Here is an 18,190-nt window from a genome sequence, read left to right as displayed (position 1 = left end):
GGCCATGGTTGCCCGCCTTGGTGCATGTCTTGAGACAGGTGAGGCGCCAGTGGTGCCCACGCTGAAACCGCGTCATACCCACAAGGCGTACCCGGTAATGGCACAGGATTGACTGGCCCGAAACAGATGTAGGAGCGGCCTTGCGTCGCGATGCGCCGCGCGGGCGGCGCTCGATCTCGAGAGCGCTGCAAGACTATCGCCTGGCACCAGCCCCCCCACACCCGCTCAAAAGTCATAACTCAGGCTGGTGTAGTAGAACGCCCCCTGCGCCCCTTCGGGGCTGGTGATCGAATACTTCTGCACACCATACAGCTGCGCGCCCTCGAGCTTGTCGGGGTGGCTGTCGAACAGGTTGATCGCACCCACCGACAAGGTCAGCCCCAGCCCGAAACGGTAGGCCACGTCCAGGTCGGTCACCCACTGCGCGCCGAAGGTCTGGTCCAGCGCCGGGTTGGCGGCGTTGCGGTTCTGCCACTGGCCGTAGCGGCGCTGGGCCACGGTCACGCTCCAGCCCTGGTACTGCCAGTTGGCGCTCAGGGTCAGCTTGTCCTTGGGCGTGCCGTCCTCGATCAGCCCCTGGGTGTTGCGGCCGATGATCTGGTTGCCGGCAATGCCGCCGACATCGTCCAGCCCGGTGATGCGGGTGTTGGTGCGGGCATAGCCGCCGTTGAGGTCCAGCCGGCCCCAGGCGCCGAGGTCGAGCTGGTAGTGCCCGGCCAGTTCGATGCCGTCGGTGCGGGTGTCGGCGATGTTGCTGTAGAACGCCGCGCTCTGGATATTGGCGTAGGGCGTGCCGGCGAAGATCGGCCCGACCACCGACGCCGGCAGTTGGTCGGACAGGGTGATGCGGTTGTCGATGTCGATGCGATAGGCGTCGACGGTCAGCGACGCGTTGGCCAGCGGGCGCCACACCAGGCCGACCGAGAAGTTGGTCGACTCCTCGGGCTTGAGCGCCTTGCCGCCCAGCAGTTGCGCTTCGGGGCTGTCGGCGCGCAGGGTGCGCTGTTGCACCTCGACCCAGTTGCCGCTACCCGGCGGTTGCTCGACCACCTGCACGCTGAACGACGACAGCCCCGACTGCACCAGGGACGGTGCGCGGTAGCCGGTGCTGGCGCTGGCCCGGGCGGCGATCTCGGGGGTGAAGTCGTAGCGCAGCGACAGCTTGCCGTTGGTGGTGTCGCCGAAGTCGGAGTAGTGCTCGCTGCGCAGGGCGAAGCCGGCCTGGAGTTGCTCGGTGATCTGCCCTTCGAGGTCGAAGTAGGCGCCGATCACCCGGCGGTCGAGGGAGGCGGCGTCGACCTGGGTAATGCCCGAATAGTAGCCGGGGATGCGCCGCCCGGTCAGTGGGTCGACGGTGTTGAACAGCGGCCCGTTCTGCCAGCCCTGGGCGTCGCCGGCGCTGAGCTGGTAGTTCTCCTCGCGCCAGGCCAGGCCGGCGGACACCGTCAGTGGCTTGAACAGCAGGTCGGTGGCGAAGTCGCGGGTCCAGTCCAGGGTCAGGTTGGTCTGGTCGGCCTCGCGCCGGCCGGTGTAGATCGTCGAGGCGCTGGCCGTCCCCCAGCTGGGGTTGATGGCATCGCGGTCGGTGGAGTCGAGGCGGTTGTTGCCATGGTTCAGGGCCAGGTCGAAGTGCCCGAGGGTCTCGTCCTCGTAGCGCAGGCCGCCGGTGACGGCATGGTCCTCCAGGCCGTAGCGAGTGATCGGCAGGCGCCCGTCCGGGTAGCGCGCCAGGGCCACACTGCCGTAGTTGCTGCGCAGGGTGGTGGGCGGGTCGAAGAAGTTCTCGGCGTCGGTGTTCTTGTGCGCGTAGGTGGCCAGGCCATAGGCGCTCAGGCCATCGCCCAGGCCCATTTCGGCGTTGGCGGTGAAGTTGTACTGGTCCGAGACATTGCCCGAGCCCCAGCGCCAGTTGCGGTAGCGGTTGTTCTGCTCGCGCGCAGTGTTGGTGCTGGTGGAGCCGGGGTAGAAGATCCGGTTGTCGTCGCGGGTGTCGCTGGCCGGGTCCTGGCTGCCGGCGTCGAAGGCCAGGGTGAGGAAACCGTCGTTGGGCAGGGCGAAGCCTTTCCAGCCGCTGAGCTTGCGCTGCAGGCCGTCGCCCTTGTCGTAGCCGCCGAAGCGGTAGCCGAGGTTGCCGCCTTCGTCGCGCTCCTTGAGCACGATGTTGATCACCCCGGCGATGGCGTCCGAACCGTACTGGGCGGCGGCGCCGTCGCGCAGGATCTCCACCCGCTCGACCGCCGCCAGCGGAATCAGGCTCAGGTCCACCGCCGCCGCGCCGCGGCCGTTGGCCAGGCCCTGGCGGGTGACGTTGGCGCTGGTGTGGCGGCGCTTGCCGTTGACCAGCACCAGCACCTGGTCGGAGGCCAGGCCGCGCAGCGAGGCGCCCTGGGCGATGGAACCGGCGAAGGCGCCTTGTGGTGATTGCGGGTAGTTGAACGAGGGTGACAGGGCGGTGAGGGCGCCGGACAGGTCGCGGGCGCCGGTTTCCTGGAGCTTTTCGCCGCTGAGCACGTCCACCGGGGCGGCGCTTTGCAGGGCGGTGAGGTCGCTGCGGTGGGTGCCGACCACGACCACGGTGTCGAGGCGGTCGGTGGATTCGGCGGCCAGCGCGGGCACGGCGAGGCTGCCGATGGCCAGGCTCAGGGCCAAGGGGGTGTGGTGGGGCATGGGGATTCCTGCTGAGAAGATGTGTGGGCTGTGCCGGCCCTATCGCGGGGCAAGCCCGCTCCCACGCCAGACCTGCAACGCCAGCGTTGGCGTGGGAGCGGGCTTGCCCCGCGATAGGGCCGTAAAGGGCGACCTAGAACCGGCTGGTAACGCTCATCCCCACGGTGCGCGGGTCGCCGTAGGTGATCACGTACTGCCCGGCACCACCGTTGGGCCGGCCATGCACCTGGTAGCGGCGGTCGGTAAGGTTGTTGACGAAGCCGGTGACGCTGAGCTTGTCGTCGGCGCTGAACCAGCTCAGGCGCGCATTGGCCAGGGTGTAGTGCGGCTGGCTGAGGGTCTCGTCGGCACTGCTCTGGCGGTCGGCGAGGAAGTACTCCTTGTCGCGGAAACTCACGTCGCCACCAGCCACCACGCGCCCGGGCACGTCCAGCGCCAGGGTGTAGTCGGCGCCCAGCGACACCACGTTGCGTGGTGAGCGCACGAAGCTGTTGCCGCTGTAGTCACCGGTCACCGCGCCAGTGGTGGGGTTGGTGTTCTTGAAATCGGTGTACTCGGTGTCGAGGAACGACACGGCCGCGCGCAGGTGCAGGCGTTCGGTGGGCTGACCCTCGATCTCAAGCTCGGCGCCCTTGACCTTGCCCTTGGCGCCGTTGGTCAGGGCGGTGGTGAGCACGCCGTTGTTGACCGTCAGCAGGTTTACCTGGATGTCCGAGTAGTCGTAGTAGAAGACGTTGGCGTTGACCGTCAGGCGCCGGTCGAACCACTCGGACTTGAGCCCCAGCTCGTAGGCGTCCAGTTCTTCCGGATCGACCGTGGTCAGCTGCGCCAGGCTGGTGGAAAGCCCCGTGTTGAAACCGCCGGAACGGAAGCCATGGGCATAGCGGAAGAACACCCGCAGGTTGTCGTTGATGCGGTATTCCGGGGTCAGGTCGTAGGTCCAGGCTTCCCAGGTCTTGTCCTGCTGGCGGTTGCCGTTGCTGCCAACGCCGGCGATGGGGATCAGCGGGCCGTTGGCGCTGGCGCGGGTCAGCTGCACCAGGTCCAGGTCGATGTCCTTCTTCTCCTGGGTCCAGCGCAGGCCGCCGGTCACGCTGAAGTCGTCGGTGAAGTCGTAGGTGACGTTGCCGAACAGCGCGTAGCTGTCGGTGCGATGGTCGAAGCCCAGGTCGCGAAACGCCGTGCTGCCGACCTGGTTGGAGCCGCTGCCGTTGGGTGTCGGGCCCGGGGTGACGATGCGCTGCGAGGCGCTGTCGAGGTCTTCGTGGAAGTAGTGGGCGCCGAGCAGCCAGTGCAGAGAACGGTCCTCCGGCGAGGCCAGGCGCAGTTCCTGGGACCACTGGCGATAACGGTTGTCGGTAATCGAGGCGCCATTGACCTCGTAGGGGGTGTAGTCGGCGTCGGTGGTGGAGCGGTTGCGGATGTCGTCGTAGGCGCTGATCGAAGTCAGGGTGTAGTCGCCCAGGTACCAGTTGAAGGTCAGCGAGGCGCCGTCGTGGTCGAGGCGGTAGTCCTCGTTGACGTTGAGCGAGATGTCGCGGCCGTTGGGGCGCTGGTAGCCGACGTTGTAGTAGCTGCCCACCGGCAGCGAGCCGTTGCTGCCGTCGCCCTTGAACTGGCGGCTGTGGATCTTCAGCAGGGCGTCCAGGTCCGGGTTGAGCTGGGCGAGGAACTGCAGGCGCACGGCCTTCTTGTTGACGTCGCCGTAGCTGTTGCCGTCGAAATCGTTGTGCTGGAAGCCGTCGCGTTCCTCGGAATACAGCGACACCCGGCCGGCCAATTTGTCGTCCACCAGGGTACCGCCGAGGGCGCCGTTGAGGATGCGCTCGTTCTTGCTGCCGAAGCCGACCGTGCCATAGCCGTCGGTGTCGAAGGTCGGTTTCTTCGAGATCACGTTGACCGCGCCGGCGGTGGTGTTCTTGCCGTACAGGGTGCCCTGCGGGCCGCGCAGGATCTCGATGCGCTCCAGATCGAACAGCGGCCCGCCGCCGGCGATGGGCGCGTTGAGGTAGACGTCGTCGGCGTAGATGCCCACCGGGTAGACCGTCGCCGCGCCGGTGTCGCCGGTGCCCAGGCCACGGATGTACCAGCGCGGGCGGCCGTCGCCGTCGGGGTTCTTGGCCGAGGCGTTGGGCACGAAGGTGGTGATGTCGCCCATCGAGCGCACACCGTCGGCGACCAGTTGCGTGCCCTTGATCGCCGACACGGCCACCGGCACTTCCTGCAGGGTCTGTTCGCGGTGCTGGGCGGTGACGGTGACGGTCTCCAGGGCCGGCTCGGTCTTGTTCTCGTCGGCGGCGAAGGTGTGGCTGGCGGTGCTGCCGAGCAGTAGCGCGAGGCTGATCTGGCGGGCTAGTGGATGGCGCTGGTGCATGTGGAATCTCCCCGAGTGAACGCGTTGTTGGGGAGGACAGAGCAGGGACTGTGCCAAGCTCGTAATACACTGTTTTTATTCGTATTTATTGGTCTTTCAAGCGGCCGGTGCGGATGCTGCAGCAGTGGGGTGTTTGGCGGGTGTTGCTGGGGCAGCAGGGCCGCCCCAATCGCGTGGCAAGCCCGCTCCCACGCCCCCCGTGATGCGATCAGACAGCCAATCGCGAGGTGGAGCCGATCACCTGCTCCAGCACGCTCGAATCGATCCACTCGCGCACATCGATGCGCCGCGGGATGAACCCCCAGCGATGAAGGAACTCGCTGAAGTCCTGCAACGCCGCGATGGAGCGGCCATCCAGCGCCGTGCGCAGGCGCCGGTGGGCATCCTCGCCATAGGCCGCCGCCACCCAGTACTCGCTGGTGTTCAGCTCGCGGGCGAGAAAGCGCCGGGTGTCCTCGGGGTTGGCCCAGGCCCATTGCTCGGTGCGCAGCACGGTGTCGACCAGGGTGCGGCTGGCCTCGAAATGCTCGTGCAGCAGGTGGGTGTCCACTGTCAGCGTGCGTGGCGTGCCGTTGTTGCTGCGGATCAGCGGGTCGGGGTGGCTGCCGGTGTCGACCACCACCCGCAGGCCGAACTCGTGGGCCAGTTGCACCGCGTGGGCGCCCTTGAGGAAGATCGCGTCGATGTCGCCGCGCAGCAGGCCGATCAGCTCGTTGTTGCGCCGACTCACGCGGCGGGTGTCCAGTGCCACCTCCGAGCCGTACAAATGCTGCTTGGGTTCATCGCTGTAGGTGCCGCCGTAGGGGTAGTCGACCAGCTCGACGTCGGCCACGTTCAGGCCTTCGAGCTTGAGCGCGTTCTCCAGGCCGCGCAGGGCCTGGGCGCGGGTGAAGTCGATCTGCACGTTGGCCCACTTGGGCAGGCCGAAGCGGCGGTTCTTCAGGTCGCGGATGCCGCGTACGCCGCTTTCTTCAGTGGTGAGGATCAGCTGTACCTCGTCGATCCAGCTCAGCCCCAGCACCCGGGTCTCGACGCCGCTGGCGTAGGCCCAGATCGCCGGGATGCTGCCGCCGTGGCGCACCGAGTTCTGCAGGTGGTGGTCGTAGTGGGCCTCGCGCACCTCGCGCTCGCTGGACTCGCGCAGCGACTGGATGCGCGTGCCGAACGGCGCGAAGGCCTGGGCCAGGCGCCCGGACTGCACGGCGATGCCAAGGCCGGTGGGTACCGGGCTGTGGGTGTACCAGAGGGTTTCCAGGGGCTTGCTCATAAGGCGACGGGTTTCCTGTCCATGGCAGAAGGGGCGGCAAGCAGCGCGTCCAGCGGCTGCCGGTCGATCCAGTCGCGCACCGCGAAGCTGGCCGGGATGAAGCGCCAGCGCGCGAGGAACTGCACGAAGTCCTGCAGCGCGTCGATGGCCTGTTCGTCCAGGGCGGTGCGCAGGCGCAGGTGGGCGTCATTGCCATAGGCCACGCCGACCCAGTATTCGCTGCTGTTGGTTTCGCGGGCGAGGTAGCGACGGGTCTCGTCCGGGTGCTGCTGCGCCCAGTGCTCGGCGCGCAGCACGCTGGACAGCAGCGTGCGGGCCACCTGCGGGTGCCGTTCGAGCAGATGGCTGTCCACCGCCAGCGTGCGCGGCGTGCCGTTGTTGCTGCGGATCAGCGGGTCGGGGTGGCTGCCGGTGTCGATCACGGTGCGCAGGCCGAAGGCGTGGGCCAGTTGCACGGCGCTGGCGCCCTTGAGGAAGATCGCGTCCACCTCGCCGCGCAGCAGGCCGGCCAGCTCCAGGTTGCGGCCCTCGCCCTGGCCGGTGGACACCGGCGTGCCGGCGACATTGCGCACCGGACGGTCGCTGAAGGTGCCGTGGTAGCGGTAGTTGACCAGTTGCAGGTCGCCCACCTGCAGGCCGTGCAGCTTCAGGGCGTTTTCCAGGCCGCGCAGGGCCTGGGCGCGGGTGAAGTCGATCTGCGCCGCGCTCCAGTCGGGCAGGCCGAAGCGCCGGCCCTTGAGGTCCTGCACCGTGTGGATGGCGCTGTCCGGGCGGGTCAGGATCAGTTGCGCCTCGTCGGCCCAGGACAGGCCGATCACGCGGGTCTCGCGGCCCTGGGCGCGGGCCCAGATCGCCGGGATGCTGCCGCCGTGGCGCACCGAGTTGCGCAGCGTGTGGTCGAAGTGCGATTCGCGCACGGCCTGTTCGTCGGCTTCGCGCAGCGACTGCACGCGGGTACCCAGAGCGGACAGGTCCTGCTGCAGCCAGCCTTGCTGCACGGCGATGCCCAGGCCGGTGGGCACCGGACAGCGGGTGTACCAGAGGGTGTCGAGGGGTTGGCTCATGGTCGTTCTCCTCAGGCGCTGGCCTTGAGCGGCGTGGCGGCGGCCTGCTGCACCAGCGGCAGGACTTCCTGGCCGATGCGCAGGGCCTCTTCCAGGTGCGGGTTGGCCGCCAGGATGAAGGTCGAGAAGCCGGCGTCGCGGTATTCGGCCAGGCGCTCGGCGATGTTCTGGTGGCTGCCCACCAGGCCCACGGTCGGGCCGGGCTTGGCCTTGGCGAAGCCGGCCCAGAGATTGCGCGCCAGCTTCAGTTCGTCAAAGTCCTGCAGGTGCTGGTGATAGGCTGCCTGGCGCGCGCCGCCGACCGAGTCGGAGCCGCTGGCGAAACCCTTGGCAATGGCGCTGCTTTTGCCTTCGAGGCGTTCGAACTGCTGGCGCAGCTCGCGCCAGGCCTGCTCTTCGGTTTCGCGGGCGAACAGGTCGACGCGCAGGCCGAAACGCACCGTGCGGCCCTGCTTGTCGGCCAGTTCGCGCACCCGCTCGAGATGCGGCTTGAGCTTGTCGATCGGCTCGGCCCAGTTCAGGTAGACGTCGGCGTGGCGGGCGGCGACCTCCAGCGCGGCGTCGGAAAAGCCGGAGAAGTACACCCCGGGCTTGCGCTCGTGGGCCAGGCCCGGCGGCAGGCTGCCGTGCTCCAGGCGGTAGATGTCGCCTTCGTAGGAGAAGCTGTCGTTGGCCCACAGGCCCTGGATCACGTCGAGGAATTCGCCGGTGCGCTTGTAGCGCAGGTCGTGTTCGAGGAAGTCGCCGTTGGCGCGCTGGCTGGCCGGGTTGCCGCCGGTGATGATGTTCCAGTCCAGCCGCCCGCCGCTGAGGTTCTGCAGGATCGCCGCCTGCTGCGCGGCGTAGGCCGGCAGGGTCCAGGTGGCCTGGAAGGCGATCAGGAAGCGGATGCGCCGGGTTTCGCGGGCCAGGGCCGCGGCGGCGATCCATGGCTCGGGGCCGGTGGGCAGCAGGGCGCCTTCGAAACCGGCCAGCTCGGCGGCCTTGGCCACCTGGGCGATATAGTCGATGTAGGTGAAGCCGTCGGCCTCGCCGCTGGGCAGGCGGCCGGGGGCGATGTGGCCCGGGCGGTGCTGCGGGTTGCCACGGGTGTGGCGATCGGTGGAGAGTTGCGGGCCGTCGGTGCCCAGGGGCAGGCGCCAGAAGAATTCGGTGGTCATGGGGGCTCCTGAAGGGGAGGTGGTCGATGGGGAGGGTGGTGCAACGGCTGTGCCATGGCACTGCAGGGCCGGAACGGCGTGGGGTGGCAAGGGTGGGGTGCTGCTGTGGCAGCAGTCAGGCAGCAGCCGTTGCCCGGTGAGCAGCAGGGGAACGCAATTTCCCTGTAGGAGCGGCCTTGTGCCGCGAAAGGGCTGCGCAGCAGCCCCGGCGATATGTGCGTTACCCTGAGATCCTGGGGCTGCTGTGCAGCCCTTTCGCGGCACAAGGCCGCTCCTACACGGGTTGCGTGGTTCCGCCAACCTGCTCCCCGGCACTGCGCAGATACGCCGCGTACAACCCTGCATACACCCCGCCGGCCTCCACCAGCGCGGCATGCCGGCCCAGCTCGACCACCCGCCCATGGCGCACCACGGCGATCCGGTCGGCGTCGCGAATGGTCGCCAGGCGGTGGGCGATGATGATCGCCGTGCGGCCCTGGCACAGCCGGCGCAGCGCCTGCTGGATGCGCCGCTCGGTGTGCACGTCGACCGCCGAGGTCGCTTCGTCGAGCACCAGCACCGCAGGGTCGGCCAGATAGGCGCGCACCAGGCACACCAGCTGGCGCTGACCGTGACTCAGGTGGCTGCCCAGCGGGCCGGCTTCGGTGTGGTAGCCCAGCGGCAGGCGCTCCAGCACCTCGTCGGCACCCAGTTCGCGGGCGGCGGCGATCAGTTGGGCGTCGTCGGCGCCGGGCCGGGCCAGGCGCAGGTTGTCGAGAAGCGTGCCGCTGAACAGCACGTTGTCCTGCAGCACCACGCCGACGTTGCGCCGCAGGTCGTGCTGGGCCAGCTCGCGCAGGTCGATGCCGTCGAGCTTCACCGCGCCGCGCTGCACGTCGTAGAAGCGCGTGAGCAACTGCACCAGGGTGCTCTTGCCATGCCCCGAGGGGCCGACGATGGCCAGCACTTCGCCCGCCGGGATATGCAGCTCGAGCCCGTCGAGCACCGGGCGTGCGCTGGTGTTGTAGGCGAAGCCGACCTGCGCGAAGTCCACCTGGCCACGGGCCCGGCCCAGCGCCTGTGGTTGCGCGGGGTCGAGCACCTGGGCGCGGGTGTCGAGCAGCAGGAAGATGCGCTGCGCCGAGGCGCTGCCGGTGGCGTAGCGCTCGAACAGGTCCGACAGCTCCTGCAGCGGGCCGAGGAACAGGAACACGTAGAACAGGCTTTCGGCCACCTGGCCGACGCTCACCCGGCCTTCGGCCAGGCCGAAGGCGCCCACCAGCAACAGCACGGCCATGCCCGCCGTGCCCAGCAGTGCGGTGAACGGCGCGAACCAGCCGGTGCGCAGGCTTCCGCGGATCAGCGCCTGGTTGAACACCTCCAGCAGCTGCCGGTAGCGCCGCTGGTTGCTGGCCTCGCGCCCGCACTGCTGGATCAGCCGCACGCCGCTGACGCTTTCGACCAGGTGCGCGGTGAAGCGGCTGCGCTGCTCGGCGACCTTGGCCCAGTTGCGCTGCGACACCCGCTTGAAGCGCCAGGTGGCCAGTGCCAGCAGTGGCACGGTGGCCGCCAGGCTGTAGAAGAAGCTCGGCTCGATGCGCCACAGCATCACCCCGGCCAGGCCGCAGCGCAACAGGGCGCCCAGCAGCTCCGGCGGGCCTTGCACCAGCAACGGCTCCAGCGCGTCGACGTCGCGGTCGGCACGGGCGATGATGCGCCCGGCGCGGGTCTGGTCGAAGTAGCTCACCGACAGCGCCTGGACATGGGCGAACACCTGCACGCGCAGGGTGTTGAGCACGCCGATGGCGGCACCGCCAGCAATCAACTGCGAGATGCCCGCCAGCAGGAAGCGGCCCAGCCAGCTGGCGGCCAGGCCCAGGCCGAGCCACAGCACCAGGCGCTCGTCCAGCAGCCAGTGGCCGGCGTTCTGGATCAGCCCGCGGTCGAGCAGCTCGCGGACGAACCACGGCCGCAGGAACACGGTGAACACCAGCAGCAGCTCCAGGCCGATCACGCTCAGGATCGCCCCACGGATCGGCCGCAGCAGCGGCAGCAAACGGCCCAGCATGCCGCGGTCGAGGGCCTGGCGGGCCAGGCGCTGTTCGATGTCGATATCGCTTTCAGCCATGCTCGATCCCCAGCAGGTCGCGGTAATGGGCGTTGTTCGCCGTCAGCTCGGCGTGGCTGCCGCTGGCGCTGATGCGCCCGCCGTCGAGCAGCAGCACGCGGTCGGCCAGCAGCAGGGTGGACAGGCGGCTGGTGATCAACAGCAGGGTCGGCGCACGGCCGGTCTGGCTGCGTTGACGGCGCAGGTTGTCGAGCACGCGGCGCTCGCTCTGGGCGTCCAGGGCGCTGGTGGCGTCGTCCAGGCACAGGATGTCGGGCGCGCCGAGTAGGGCGCGGGCCAGGCACAGGCGCTGGCGTTGGCCGCCGGAAAGGGTCACGCCACGGTCGCCCAGTGGCGTATCCAGGCCGTGGGGCAGGCGCTCCAGCACGTCCTCGGCGGCGGCCTGGCGCAGGGCCTCGCGCAGCTCGCTGTCGCTGGCGTCGGGCGCGGCCAGGCGCAGGTTGGCGGCGAGCGAGTCGGAAAACAGGAAGCTTTCCTGCGCCAGCACCTGCACCCGGCGGCGTAAGGCCGCCAGGTCGAGGTCGCGCACATCGTGCCAGCCGTGAGCGTCGCTGCCGACCCGCACGCTGCCACCGTCCACCTCGGCCAGGCGCGGCAGCAGGCTGGCCAGTAGGCTCTTGCCGCTGCCGGTGGCGCCGACCAGCGCCACCACCTCGCCGGGGCGCAGTTGCAGCGAGCAGCCGTGCAGCAGGTCGCGGCCGGCCTGCGGCGCGGCCACGCGCACCTGCTCCAGCTTCAGGCCCAACGGCCCTTCGGGCAGTGCGCACTGACCGCTGATGATGGCGGGGCGTTCGTCGAGCAGTTGCCAGATGCGTTCGGCGCTGGCGCGGGCGTCGGCGAAGGTCTGCATGACCCGGCCGATGCCTTCGATGCGGAACACCAGGGTGGTGGCTACCAGCAGCGAGGTCACCAGCTCGCCGAAGCCCAGGCGGCCGGCGGCCACCTGGTGGGCGCCGTACACCAGGATCCATACATGGCCGAGGGCGACCACCGCCTGCGGCAACGGAATGCGCGAGCTGGCGTAGGCCAGCGCCGCACGGGCGTGGCCGCTGAACAGTGTCACCTGCTCGGCGAAACGAGCGATGCGCCGTTGCTCGAGGCCGAACGCCTTGATCACCCGCACGCCGCCGATACCTTCGGCCAGATCCTGGCTGACCTGGTCATACGCCGAGGCAACTGCCCGATCAAGGGTGACAAGGCGCTCGGTCTGACGTACGAACAGCCACAGCCCGGCACCGGTCAGCAGCAACGGCACCAGGCCCAGCAGCGGGTCGTACCAGCCCAGCAGGCCGACCGCCGCCAGCACCACCAGTGGCGTCTCGACGATCTGCCGCCAGAAGGTGATCAGCGCATCGCGCACCTTGTCGGCATCGCGAGTGGTGCGGGTCACCAGCTCGCCCATGCCATGCTGCCAGTGGTAGCCCAGGTGCAGGGCCTGGACCTGTTCGAGAATGCGTTCGCGCAGGCGCGTCAGCAGGGCCTGGCTGAGCACCAGCGACAGCACCACGGCGGCGTACTGCAGCAGGCCGCGGGCCAGGGCGATGGCCAGCAGGGTCCACAGCCAGTGCCAGCCCAGGCTGGCGTCGAGGCTGCCGTCGGCCAGGCGGGTGACGGCGCGGCCGGCGCCGACATCGTCGACCGCGTGGCCGATCAGCCATTGCTGCCAGGCCAGGCCCAGGTTGCCGGCGATGTACAGGGTGGTGACCAGGGTGAAGCGCCAGGGCATCTCGCGGTAGATGGCCAGGGCGCGCAGGAGGGGGTGTCTGGAGGTCATGCAGGGCTCGGGTCTGGTGGTGGCGGGAGGTCTTCGAGGTCGCCGGGGGCGCTGCGCGCCCCTTTCGCGGCACAAGGCCGCTCCTACAGGAATCGCGCGGTCTCTGTAGGAGCGGCCTTGTGCCGCGAAAGGGCTGCGCAGCAGCCCCAAGGGCGCAACCTCTCAGCGACGTGTAGCGCCTTGCGCTTCCTTGGCATTGAGCACCGCCGTGTACTCCCCCGGATCCACCCCGTTGAGGTAGTAGTTACCGACGTTGTGCAGGCGCCAGCGGATCGGGTCATGGGTGGTGTGCACCCGGGCATCACGCCAGAACCGGTCCAGGTTCCACTTGCTCAGCGAGGCGCTGGCCCCCAGCAGCGAGAACAGGTCACTGGCGATCTTCAGCGCGGCGCCATCGGCATGCGCCCGGGCGGTGGCCACCGAGAGGATCAGCTCATCCTCCAGCGCCTTGTCCGCCGGGTCGCGCTCATGGGCGTCAAACACCCGCGCCGCCTCGCGCAGCACCGACTCGGCGCCGCGCAGGGCCACGGCGTATTCGCCGACCTGGCGGATGATGTGCGGCTCGTCGCTGGCCCGTTCGACGCCGCTCTCGACCCAGGCCCGGGCGTGCTCGCGCAGGTAATCCACCGCCGCCTGCAGGGCGCCGGCGGCGATGCCGCTGTCGATGGCGGCGTGAAGGATTTGCGGGAAGGTCAGGCCGGTGCGCTTCATCGGCCCGCTGCGCAAGGTGACGAAGCGTTCGTCGAGGACGATCTCGTCGAACTTCACCGTGCCGCTCACCGAATGCTGCTGGCCGAAGGCGTCCCAGTCATCGACCAGGGTCAGGCCGGGGGTGTCGCGGTGCAGCAGCACGCCGGCGCCACCGTCCTCGCTGGCGGCGGTCAGCGAGATCCACTCGGCCAGGTAGGCGCCGGTCGAGTAGAACTTGCTGCCATTGAGCACCAGCTTGCCGTCGGCGCGGCGTTCGACGCGGGTCTTGAGGGCGAACTTGTTCTTGCCGCCGACCTCGGCCAGGGCATTGCCCAGGCGCTTGCCGGCCAGCACATCGGCCAGCACGCGGTCGCGGACCTCGTCGGGGTAGCCGCCGAGCACGCCGCGCAGCATCACGTTGTGGATCTGCAGCAGCTGGCCGACGCCGCCGTCGGCGGTGGAGATCAGGCGCACGGTCTCGACGATGGTCGCGACCGAGGCGCCGAGGCCGCCGAACTGCGTGGGCACGCCGATGGCGGTGAGGCCGCTGCTCGACAGCAGCTCGGCCTGGCGGCGGGGCAGTGGCCGGTTGTTGCCCGGGTCGGCGGCGAGGGCGGCGATTTCGCCGGCGACCTGGCGGGCGATGTCGATGGCTTCGGATTCGCGGGTGATGCGCCGGGCTGGCGGGTGTTCGATGGTGGTCATGGGTTACCTCGGTGGCAGTGTATGGCCCATCGCGGGTCGGTGTGGGAGCGGGCTTGCCCCGCGATGCCTGCAAACGCCAGAGCAACTTCTTTGCCACAGCCCTGAAGTCCACGCAGTACCGGGCTTTCAGCGCACCCTTGCTGCTCCAGCAGCACCTCTGATCGTCGCTTCTGCTGATCAGGCAACACCCGCGCCGCAATCCTGCATCCTGGTCAGCAGTCGCCACCCTGGCCATCACCGAAAAGCCCGGTATTCCGGGCATCCCAGCCCTTGGCACGAGCGCTGCAACGGTCCTTGCACGACGTCCAAGGAGCCACCCATGACCCTCGCTCAAGCCACTCCCAAACCTGAGACCCTGGAGCGCCTCTGGTTCACCCGCTGCCCGGTACCCACTGCCTCGGGCATCGCCTACAAGCTCGGCTGGCTGCAAGATGAATTCGCCGCCGACGGCCTGCCCATCGATACCCTGCAGGAGGCCCGCCAGCTCGGCCATCACCATTACGATCACCAGCTTCCCGGCCTGTTCCGCGAGGGCGGCAACCTGCCGGCCCTGGCCGCCCGCGCCGCCGGTGCGCCGACACGGCTGATCGGCCTGACCTGGATCGAGGAGTGGCAGACCATCCTGGTCCGCCCCGACAGCGACATCCGCCGCCCTGAAGACCTGCGCGGTAAGCGCCTGGCCCTGCCGGCCTGGGGCGACAACCGCCCCGGCAGCATCGCCCGGGCCATGAGCCTGCATGGCTACAAAGGCGCGCTGGCCTCGGCCGGCCTGGGCTTCGATGACGTGCATCTGGTGGAGGTGGCGCTGCTCGACCAGTTCGATGCCGGCACCCCGCAACTGGGCCTGCAACGGCTGTGGTCGGGCCTGGATCCGCTGGTGCGCGGTGAGGTGGATGCGGTGTACGTCAAGGGCGCCGCCGCCGCCGATGCCGCCCGCCGCCTGGGCCTGGTGGTGGGCATCGACCTCGATGCCCTGCCTGATCCGCGCCACCGCATCAACAACGGCACGCCGCGGCCGATCACCGTGCACCAGAGCCTGCTCGACGAGCATTTCGACCTGGTGACGCGCTTCCTCGCCCAGACCCTGCGCGCCGCCGACTGGGCCGCCGGCAACCGCGACGCGCTCAACGGCATTCTCGAGGACGAGACCCGCGCCGGCAGCCAGGGCGTGGCCGAAGCCTATCGCGGCGACTTCCACACCACCCTGGCACCGGACCTGTCGCCCCAGCGCCTGGCCTACCTCGACACCCAGAAGACCTTCCTCAACCTGCATGGCTTCCTGGAACGCGACTTCGACCTCGCCGACTGGGTCGACCACCGTCCCCTGCAAGCCGCCCATGACCTGCTGGCCCAGCGCCGCGCCTGATACCGGAGACCGACCATGACCGTACTGATCAACGAACGCCCCCTCAGCACCGAGCTGCAAGCCTTCACCGACCAGGTGCTGGCCGAGGCCGAAGCGGCCTTCAGCGTGTTCCGCGAAACCCGCACCATCACCGCCAACGGCACCGTCGGCTTCATCGAGCGGGTACCCGGCGAGGAACTGCTGGTGTCGGTGAACTACGGCGGCCCGTGGAGTTATCGCAAGCCGCTGGAGGCGACGGTCAGCGACTTCGCCGGCAATGTCCTACTTGGCAAGGGCAAGGGAGGACTGGGCCGCTACACCAAGCTGTTCCAGACCCACGCCGACATCACCACCGTGTCCCACGTGCACAGCCCGTACCTCGGCGCCTGGGCCCAGACCCACCGCAGCCTGCCGTTCCACTACGTGCCGGTGCAGCGCTACCAGCTGGCCCGCGAGCTGCCGGTGTACATCGACCGCCGCCAGGCCGAGGTGGATTTCATCCTTGAGCAGATCGCCGCCAACCCGTTCAACCTGGCCATTCTCGAGGCCAACGGCGGCGCCACCGTGTGGGGTAAGCAGGGCCTGCGCGCCACCGCCGAATTCATCCTGCTGCTGGAGGAGGGCGCGCAGATCCAGCTGCTCGCCGACGCCCTCGGCGGCTCGCGTCCTTACGGCCCGGGCGTGCTCACCCAGCAGTGGAAGATGAGCGGCCTGTACGAGCGCGCCAGCGAACTGGGCCTGGTGCCCGGCATCGACCGTCGCAACTGATACCCCACCTTTCGCGCATGGAGGTCAAGATCCTCGAGAACCTCACCACTCCCGACTGCCCCTATTCCTGGCACTCGCCGAGTGTGCATCGGGGGAGGTGATTGTTCCGCTCGCCCGTGAGCGTCGTCCGTTCAGCGGGGGATATCTTGCGGGAGGTGCTTCGACAGCTCCATCGCGTCGTGAAGGACACGTACGACTTCGACGACCTGATCCATCTGTTGTCGATAGAGGATCAGGTGCCTGGGGCGTGCGACTCGTCCTGCCTTGGACACGCTGCGGCAATGCATCAGGTGAAGGCTGCGCAGGCCAGCCGCGACCTCCGCACGTTTGCAACTGCCCGCTTGCTCCGGTGCTTCACTGATCGAACGCAATGCCGCCTGGAGCAGCCCTTGGTAGCGTCGCCGTGCAGCGTCACCGAACTGCACCTGGGTGAAACGAAGAATTTCGCTGATGTCATTACGAGCCGCGTGAGACAGGCGGATCGTTGCTGTGGTCATTCTTTGTCAGCCTGCCCCAGGCTCCCCAGGTACTCATCCAGATTGTCCAGGTCGACCTCATCGAACTGACCGGCGTTCAGTTGCATGATGCCGATGCTGGCAGCGGTACGCAGGGCCTCGAGGCGCGCCTGCTCCTGAGCTTCGTGATCGATGAGCATGCGCAGGCCCGCACGCACCACTTCGCTGAAGTTCTGGTAGCGACCCGTTTGCACAAGTTCTTCGATGGTCTGCTCCATGGGGCCTGGGACAATCACATTGTGAGTGGCCATGCTGTGCTCCAGGTAATGAAGGGATATGGCGATTTATGCCATATCCCTGCCTCAAACGCCAAAGGTGACGGCAGAACAACCGATCTATGGCATCCTGCAGGCCACCTGCGCCTGCGGTTGGGCGCACTGTAGGAGCGGCCTTGTGCCGCGAAAGGGCTGCAGAGCAGCCCCGACAATCTAGGCCAGTGCGCAGCTCCCGGGACCGCTGCGCGTCCTTTTCGCGGCACAAGGCCGCTCCTACAGGGGGCAGTGCCCAGCCTTTTAGCCAGATATTCCCGAAGCGCCAGGCACTGAACAGCGAGCGCTCTGGCTGCGCCGAGGTCAGGCCTGGCTCGGACGGGTGAGCGGGGCGCGTTGCTCACGGAAATGCGGCAGGATGTGTTCGCCGAGGCGGTAGGCCTCCTCCAGGTGTGGGTAGCCGGCGAGGAAGAACAGGTCGATGCCGATGGCATGGTATTCGCGGATCCGCGCCACCACGTTGGCGTGGCTGCCGACCAGGGCGCAGCCCGGCGGGATGCCGATGTAGCCGAAACCGGTCCACACGTTGGGATGGATGAAGAAGTCGTCGAAGGCCCGCGCTTCGTCCTGCTCGGCGTATTCGTGCTCGTAGCTCAGCTTGCGCGCGGTGCGCAGCCCGGCATGGGCGGCGCGGGCCTTGACCGTGCCCTTGGCCACGCCCTCGTCGAGGAAGCGCTTGGCCTCGGCCAGCGCGGCGTGCTCGGTGTCGCGGGTGATGACATCGATCGACAGGCCGAAACGGATATCGCGGCGCCCGTGCTTCAAGGCGCGTGCGCGGATGTCGGCGATCAGCGCGGCGATTTCGTCGGGGTGCTCGGCGCGCATCAGGTAGAAGTCGGCGTGCCGGGCGGCGAACTCCCGGGCCGCCTCGGACGAGCCCGCGGTGCAGATCAGCGGCAGCTCGGCCTTCTTCAACGGCCCGCGCAGGCCACCGCCTTCGGCGCTGTAGTAGCGGCCCTGGTAGTGGAAGTCGGGGTTGTGCCAGTAACCGCGCACCACGTCCATGAACTCGGTGGCGCGGGCGTAGCGCTCATCGTGCCCTTCGAAGTCGCCGACCTGGCGCTGGATCGCGTCCGAGCCGCCGTTGATGATGTTCCACACCAGCCGGTTGCCGGTGGCGCGCTGGTAGGTGGCGGCCTGCTGCACCGCCACCCAAGGCGTGTAGTGGTAGGGTTGGAAGGCGGTGACGAACTTCAGCGTGCGGGTTTCGCGGGCCAGCAGCGAGCACACCGTCCACGGCTCCTCGCCGGTCGGCGCGTTGACCATCAGCGCGCCGCCGAAGCCGTTGATCTCGGCGGCGCGGGCCACCTGGCCGAGGTAGTCGATGTAGCTGAAGTGATCGCCCACGGCGAAGCCCGAGACGGCCCCGGTGCTGGGGCCGCCGGCATGCCAGTCGCCGCGGTTGCGCGGGTCGCCCGGGAGGAACTGGGTCTCGCCGTGCAGCGGCAGGCGGGTGAAGAATTCAAGGCTCATAGTCGCGCTCCT

General features: G+C 68.7%; 13 protein-coding genes. 2 read left to right on the top strand and 11 right to left on the bottom strand.

The window, feature by feature from the left end:
* Positions 1-225: 225 nt before the first annotated feature.
* The 8 genes from LU671_RS21845 to LU671_RS21810 form a co-directional block, all read right to left on the bottom strand.
* Positions 226-2,667, bottom strand: a complete 2,442-nt coding sequence (locus LU671_RS21845; protein ID WP_232856883.1) for a TonB-dependent receptor plug domain-containing protein — start codon at positions 2,665-2,667, stop codon at positions 226-228.
* A 133-nt stretch (positions 2,668-2,800) separates the two neighbouring features.
* Positions 2,801-5,041: a TonB-dependent receptor gene (locus LU671_RS21840; protein ID WP_232856881.1), complete on the bottom strand. Its 2,241-nt coding sequence runs from the start codon at positions 5,039-5,041 to the stop codon at positions 2,801-2,803.
* Between the two features lie 208 nt (positions 5,042-5,249).
* Positions 5,250-6,308 (bottom strand): ABC transporter substrate-binding protein, encoded by a 1,059-nt coding sequence (locus LU671_RS21835; RefSeq protein WP_186713457.1) that lies wholly within the window; start codon positions 6,306-6,308, stop codon positions 5,250-5,252.
* Positions 6,305-7,372, bottom strand: coding sequence for an ABC transporter substrate-binding protein (locus LU671_RS21830; RefSeq protein WP_232856879.1), 1,068 nt, complete (start codon positions 7,370-7,372; stop codon positions 6,305-6,307). Before LU671_RS21830 ends, LU671_RS21835 begins: the two co-directional genes overlap by 4 nt.
* Positions 7,373-7,383: 11 nt before the next feature.
* Complete coding sequence (locus LU671_RS21825) at positions 7,384-8,532, bottom strand: LLM class flavin-dependent oxidoreductase (RefSeq protein ID WP_232856877.1); 1,149 nt, start codon at positions 8,530-8,532, stop codon at positions 7,384-7,386.
* A 274-nt stretch (positions 8,533-8,806) separates the two neighbouring features.
* Positions 8,807-10,639 carry an ABC transporter ATP-binding protein gene (locus LU671_RS21820; RefSeq protein ID WP_232856875.1) on the bottom strand — a complete coding sequence of 611 codons (1,833 nt, stop codon included), beginning with the start codon at positions 10,637-10,639 and terminating at the stop codon, positions 8,807-8,809.
* The gene (locus LU671_RS21815; RefSeq protein ID WP_232856873.1) at positions 10,632-12,413 is read right to left on the bottom strand and encodes an ABC transporter ATP-binding protein; all 1,782 of its coding nucleotides are present in this window, start codon (positions 12,411-12,413) and stop codon (positions 10,632-10,634) included. The genes LU671_RS21820 and LU671_RS21815 overlap by 8 nt, the downstream gene beginning before the upstream one ends.
* Positions 12,414-12,575: 162 nt before the next feature.
* Positions 12,576-13,808 (bottom strand): acyl-CoA dehydrogenase family protein, encoded by a 1,233-nt coding sequence (locus tag LU671_RS21810; RefSeq protein WP_232856870.1) that lies wholly within the window; start codon positions 13,806-13,808, stop codon positions 12,576-12,578.
* 319 nt (positions 13,809-14,127) lie between these two features.
* Here LU671_RS21810 and LU671_RS21805 point away from each other — a divergent pair, with 319 nt between their 5' ends.
* Positions 14,128-15,174, top strand: a complete 1,047-nt coding sequence (locus tag LU671_RS21805) for an ABC transporter substrate-binding protein (protein WP_232856868.1) — start codon at positions 14,128-14,130, stop codon at positions 15,172-15,174.
* Between the two features lie 15 nt (positions 15,175-15,189).
* Positions 15,190-15,921 carry a class II aldolase/adducin family protein gene (locus LU671_RS21800; protein WP_232856867.1) on the top strand — a complete coding sequence of 244 codons (732 nt, stop codon included), beginning with the start codon at positions 15,190-15,192 and terminating at the stop codon, positions 15,919-15,921.
* A 131-nt stretch (positions 15,922-16,052) separates the two neighbouring features.
* On the opposite strand, the gene LU671_RS21795 is transcribed toward LU671_RS21800, so the two are convergent.
* The 3 genes from LU671_RS21795 to LU671_RS21785 all read right to left on the bottom strand — a co-directional run bounded on the left by LU671_RS21795 (position 16,053) and on the right by LU671_RS21785 (position 18,178).
* On the bottom strand, positions 16,053-16,418 hold the full coding sequence (locus LU671_RS21795) for a type II toxin-antitoxin system RelE/ParE family toxin (RefSeq protein WP_232856865.1): 366 nt from the start codon (positions 16,416-16,418) through the stop codon (positions 16,053-16,055).
* Positions 16,415-16,687: a type II toxin-antitoxin system ParD family antitoxin gene (locus tag LU671_RS21790; RefSeq protein WP_186713448.1), complete on the bottom strand. Its 273-nt coding sequence runs from the start codon at positions 16,685-16,687 to the stop codon at positions 16,415-16,417. Before LU671_RS21790 ends, LU671_RS21795 begins: the two co-directional genes overlap by 4 nt.
* 321 nt (positions 16,688-17,008) lie before the next feature.
* Positions 17,009-18,178 carry an LLM class flavin-dependent oxidoreductase gene (locus LU671_RS21785; RefSeq protein ID WP_232856863.1) on the bottom strand — a complete coding sequence of 390 codons (1,170 nt, stop codon included), beginning with the start codon at positions 18,176-18,178 and terminating at the stop codon, positions 17,009-17,011.
* Positions 18,179-18,190: the final 12 nt, after the last annotated feature.

The organism is Pseudomonas sp. NMI760_13 (assembly GCF_021283245.1).
GTDB lineage: Bacteria > Pseudomonadota > Gammaproteobacteria > Pseudomonadales > Pseudomonadaceae > Aquipseudomonas > Aquipseudomonas peradeniyensis.
This window is presented reverse-complemented; position numbering and strand designations above follow the sequence as displayed.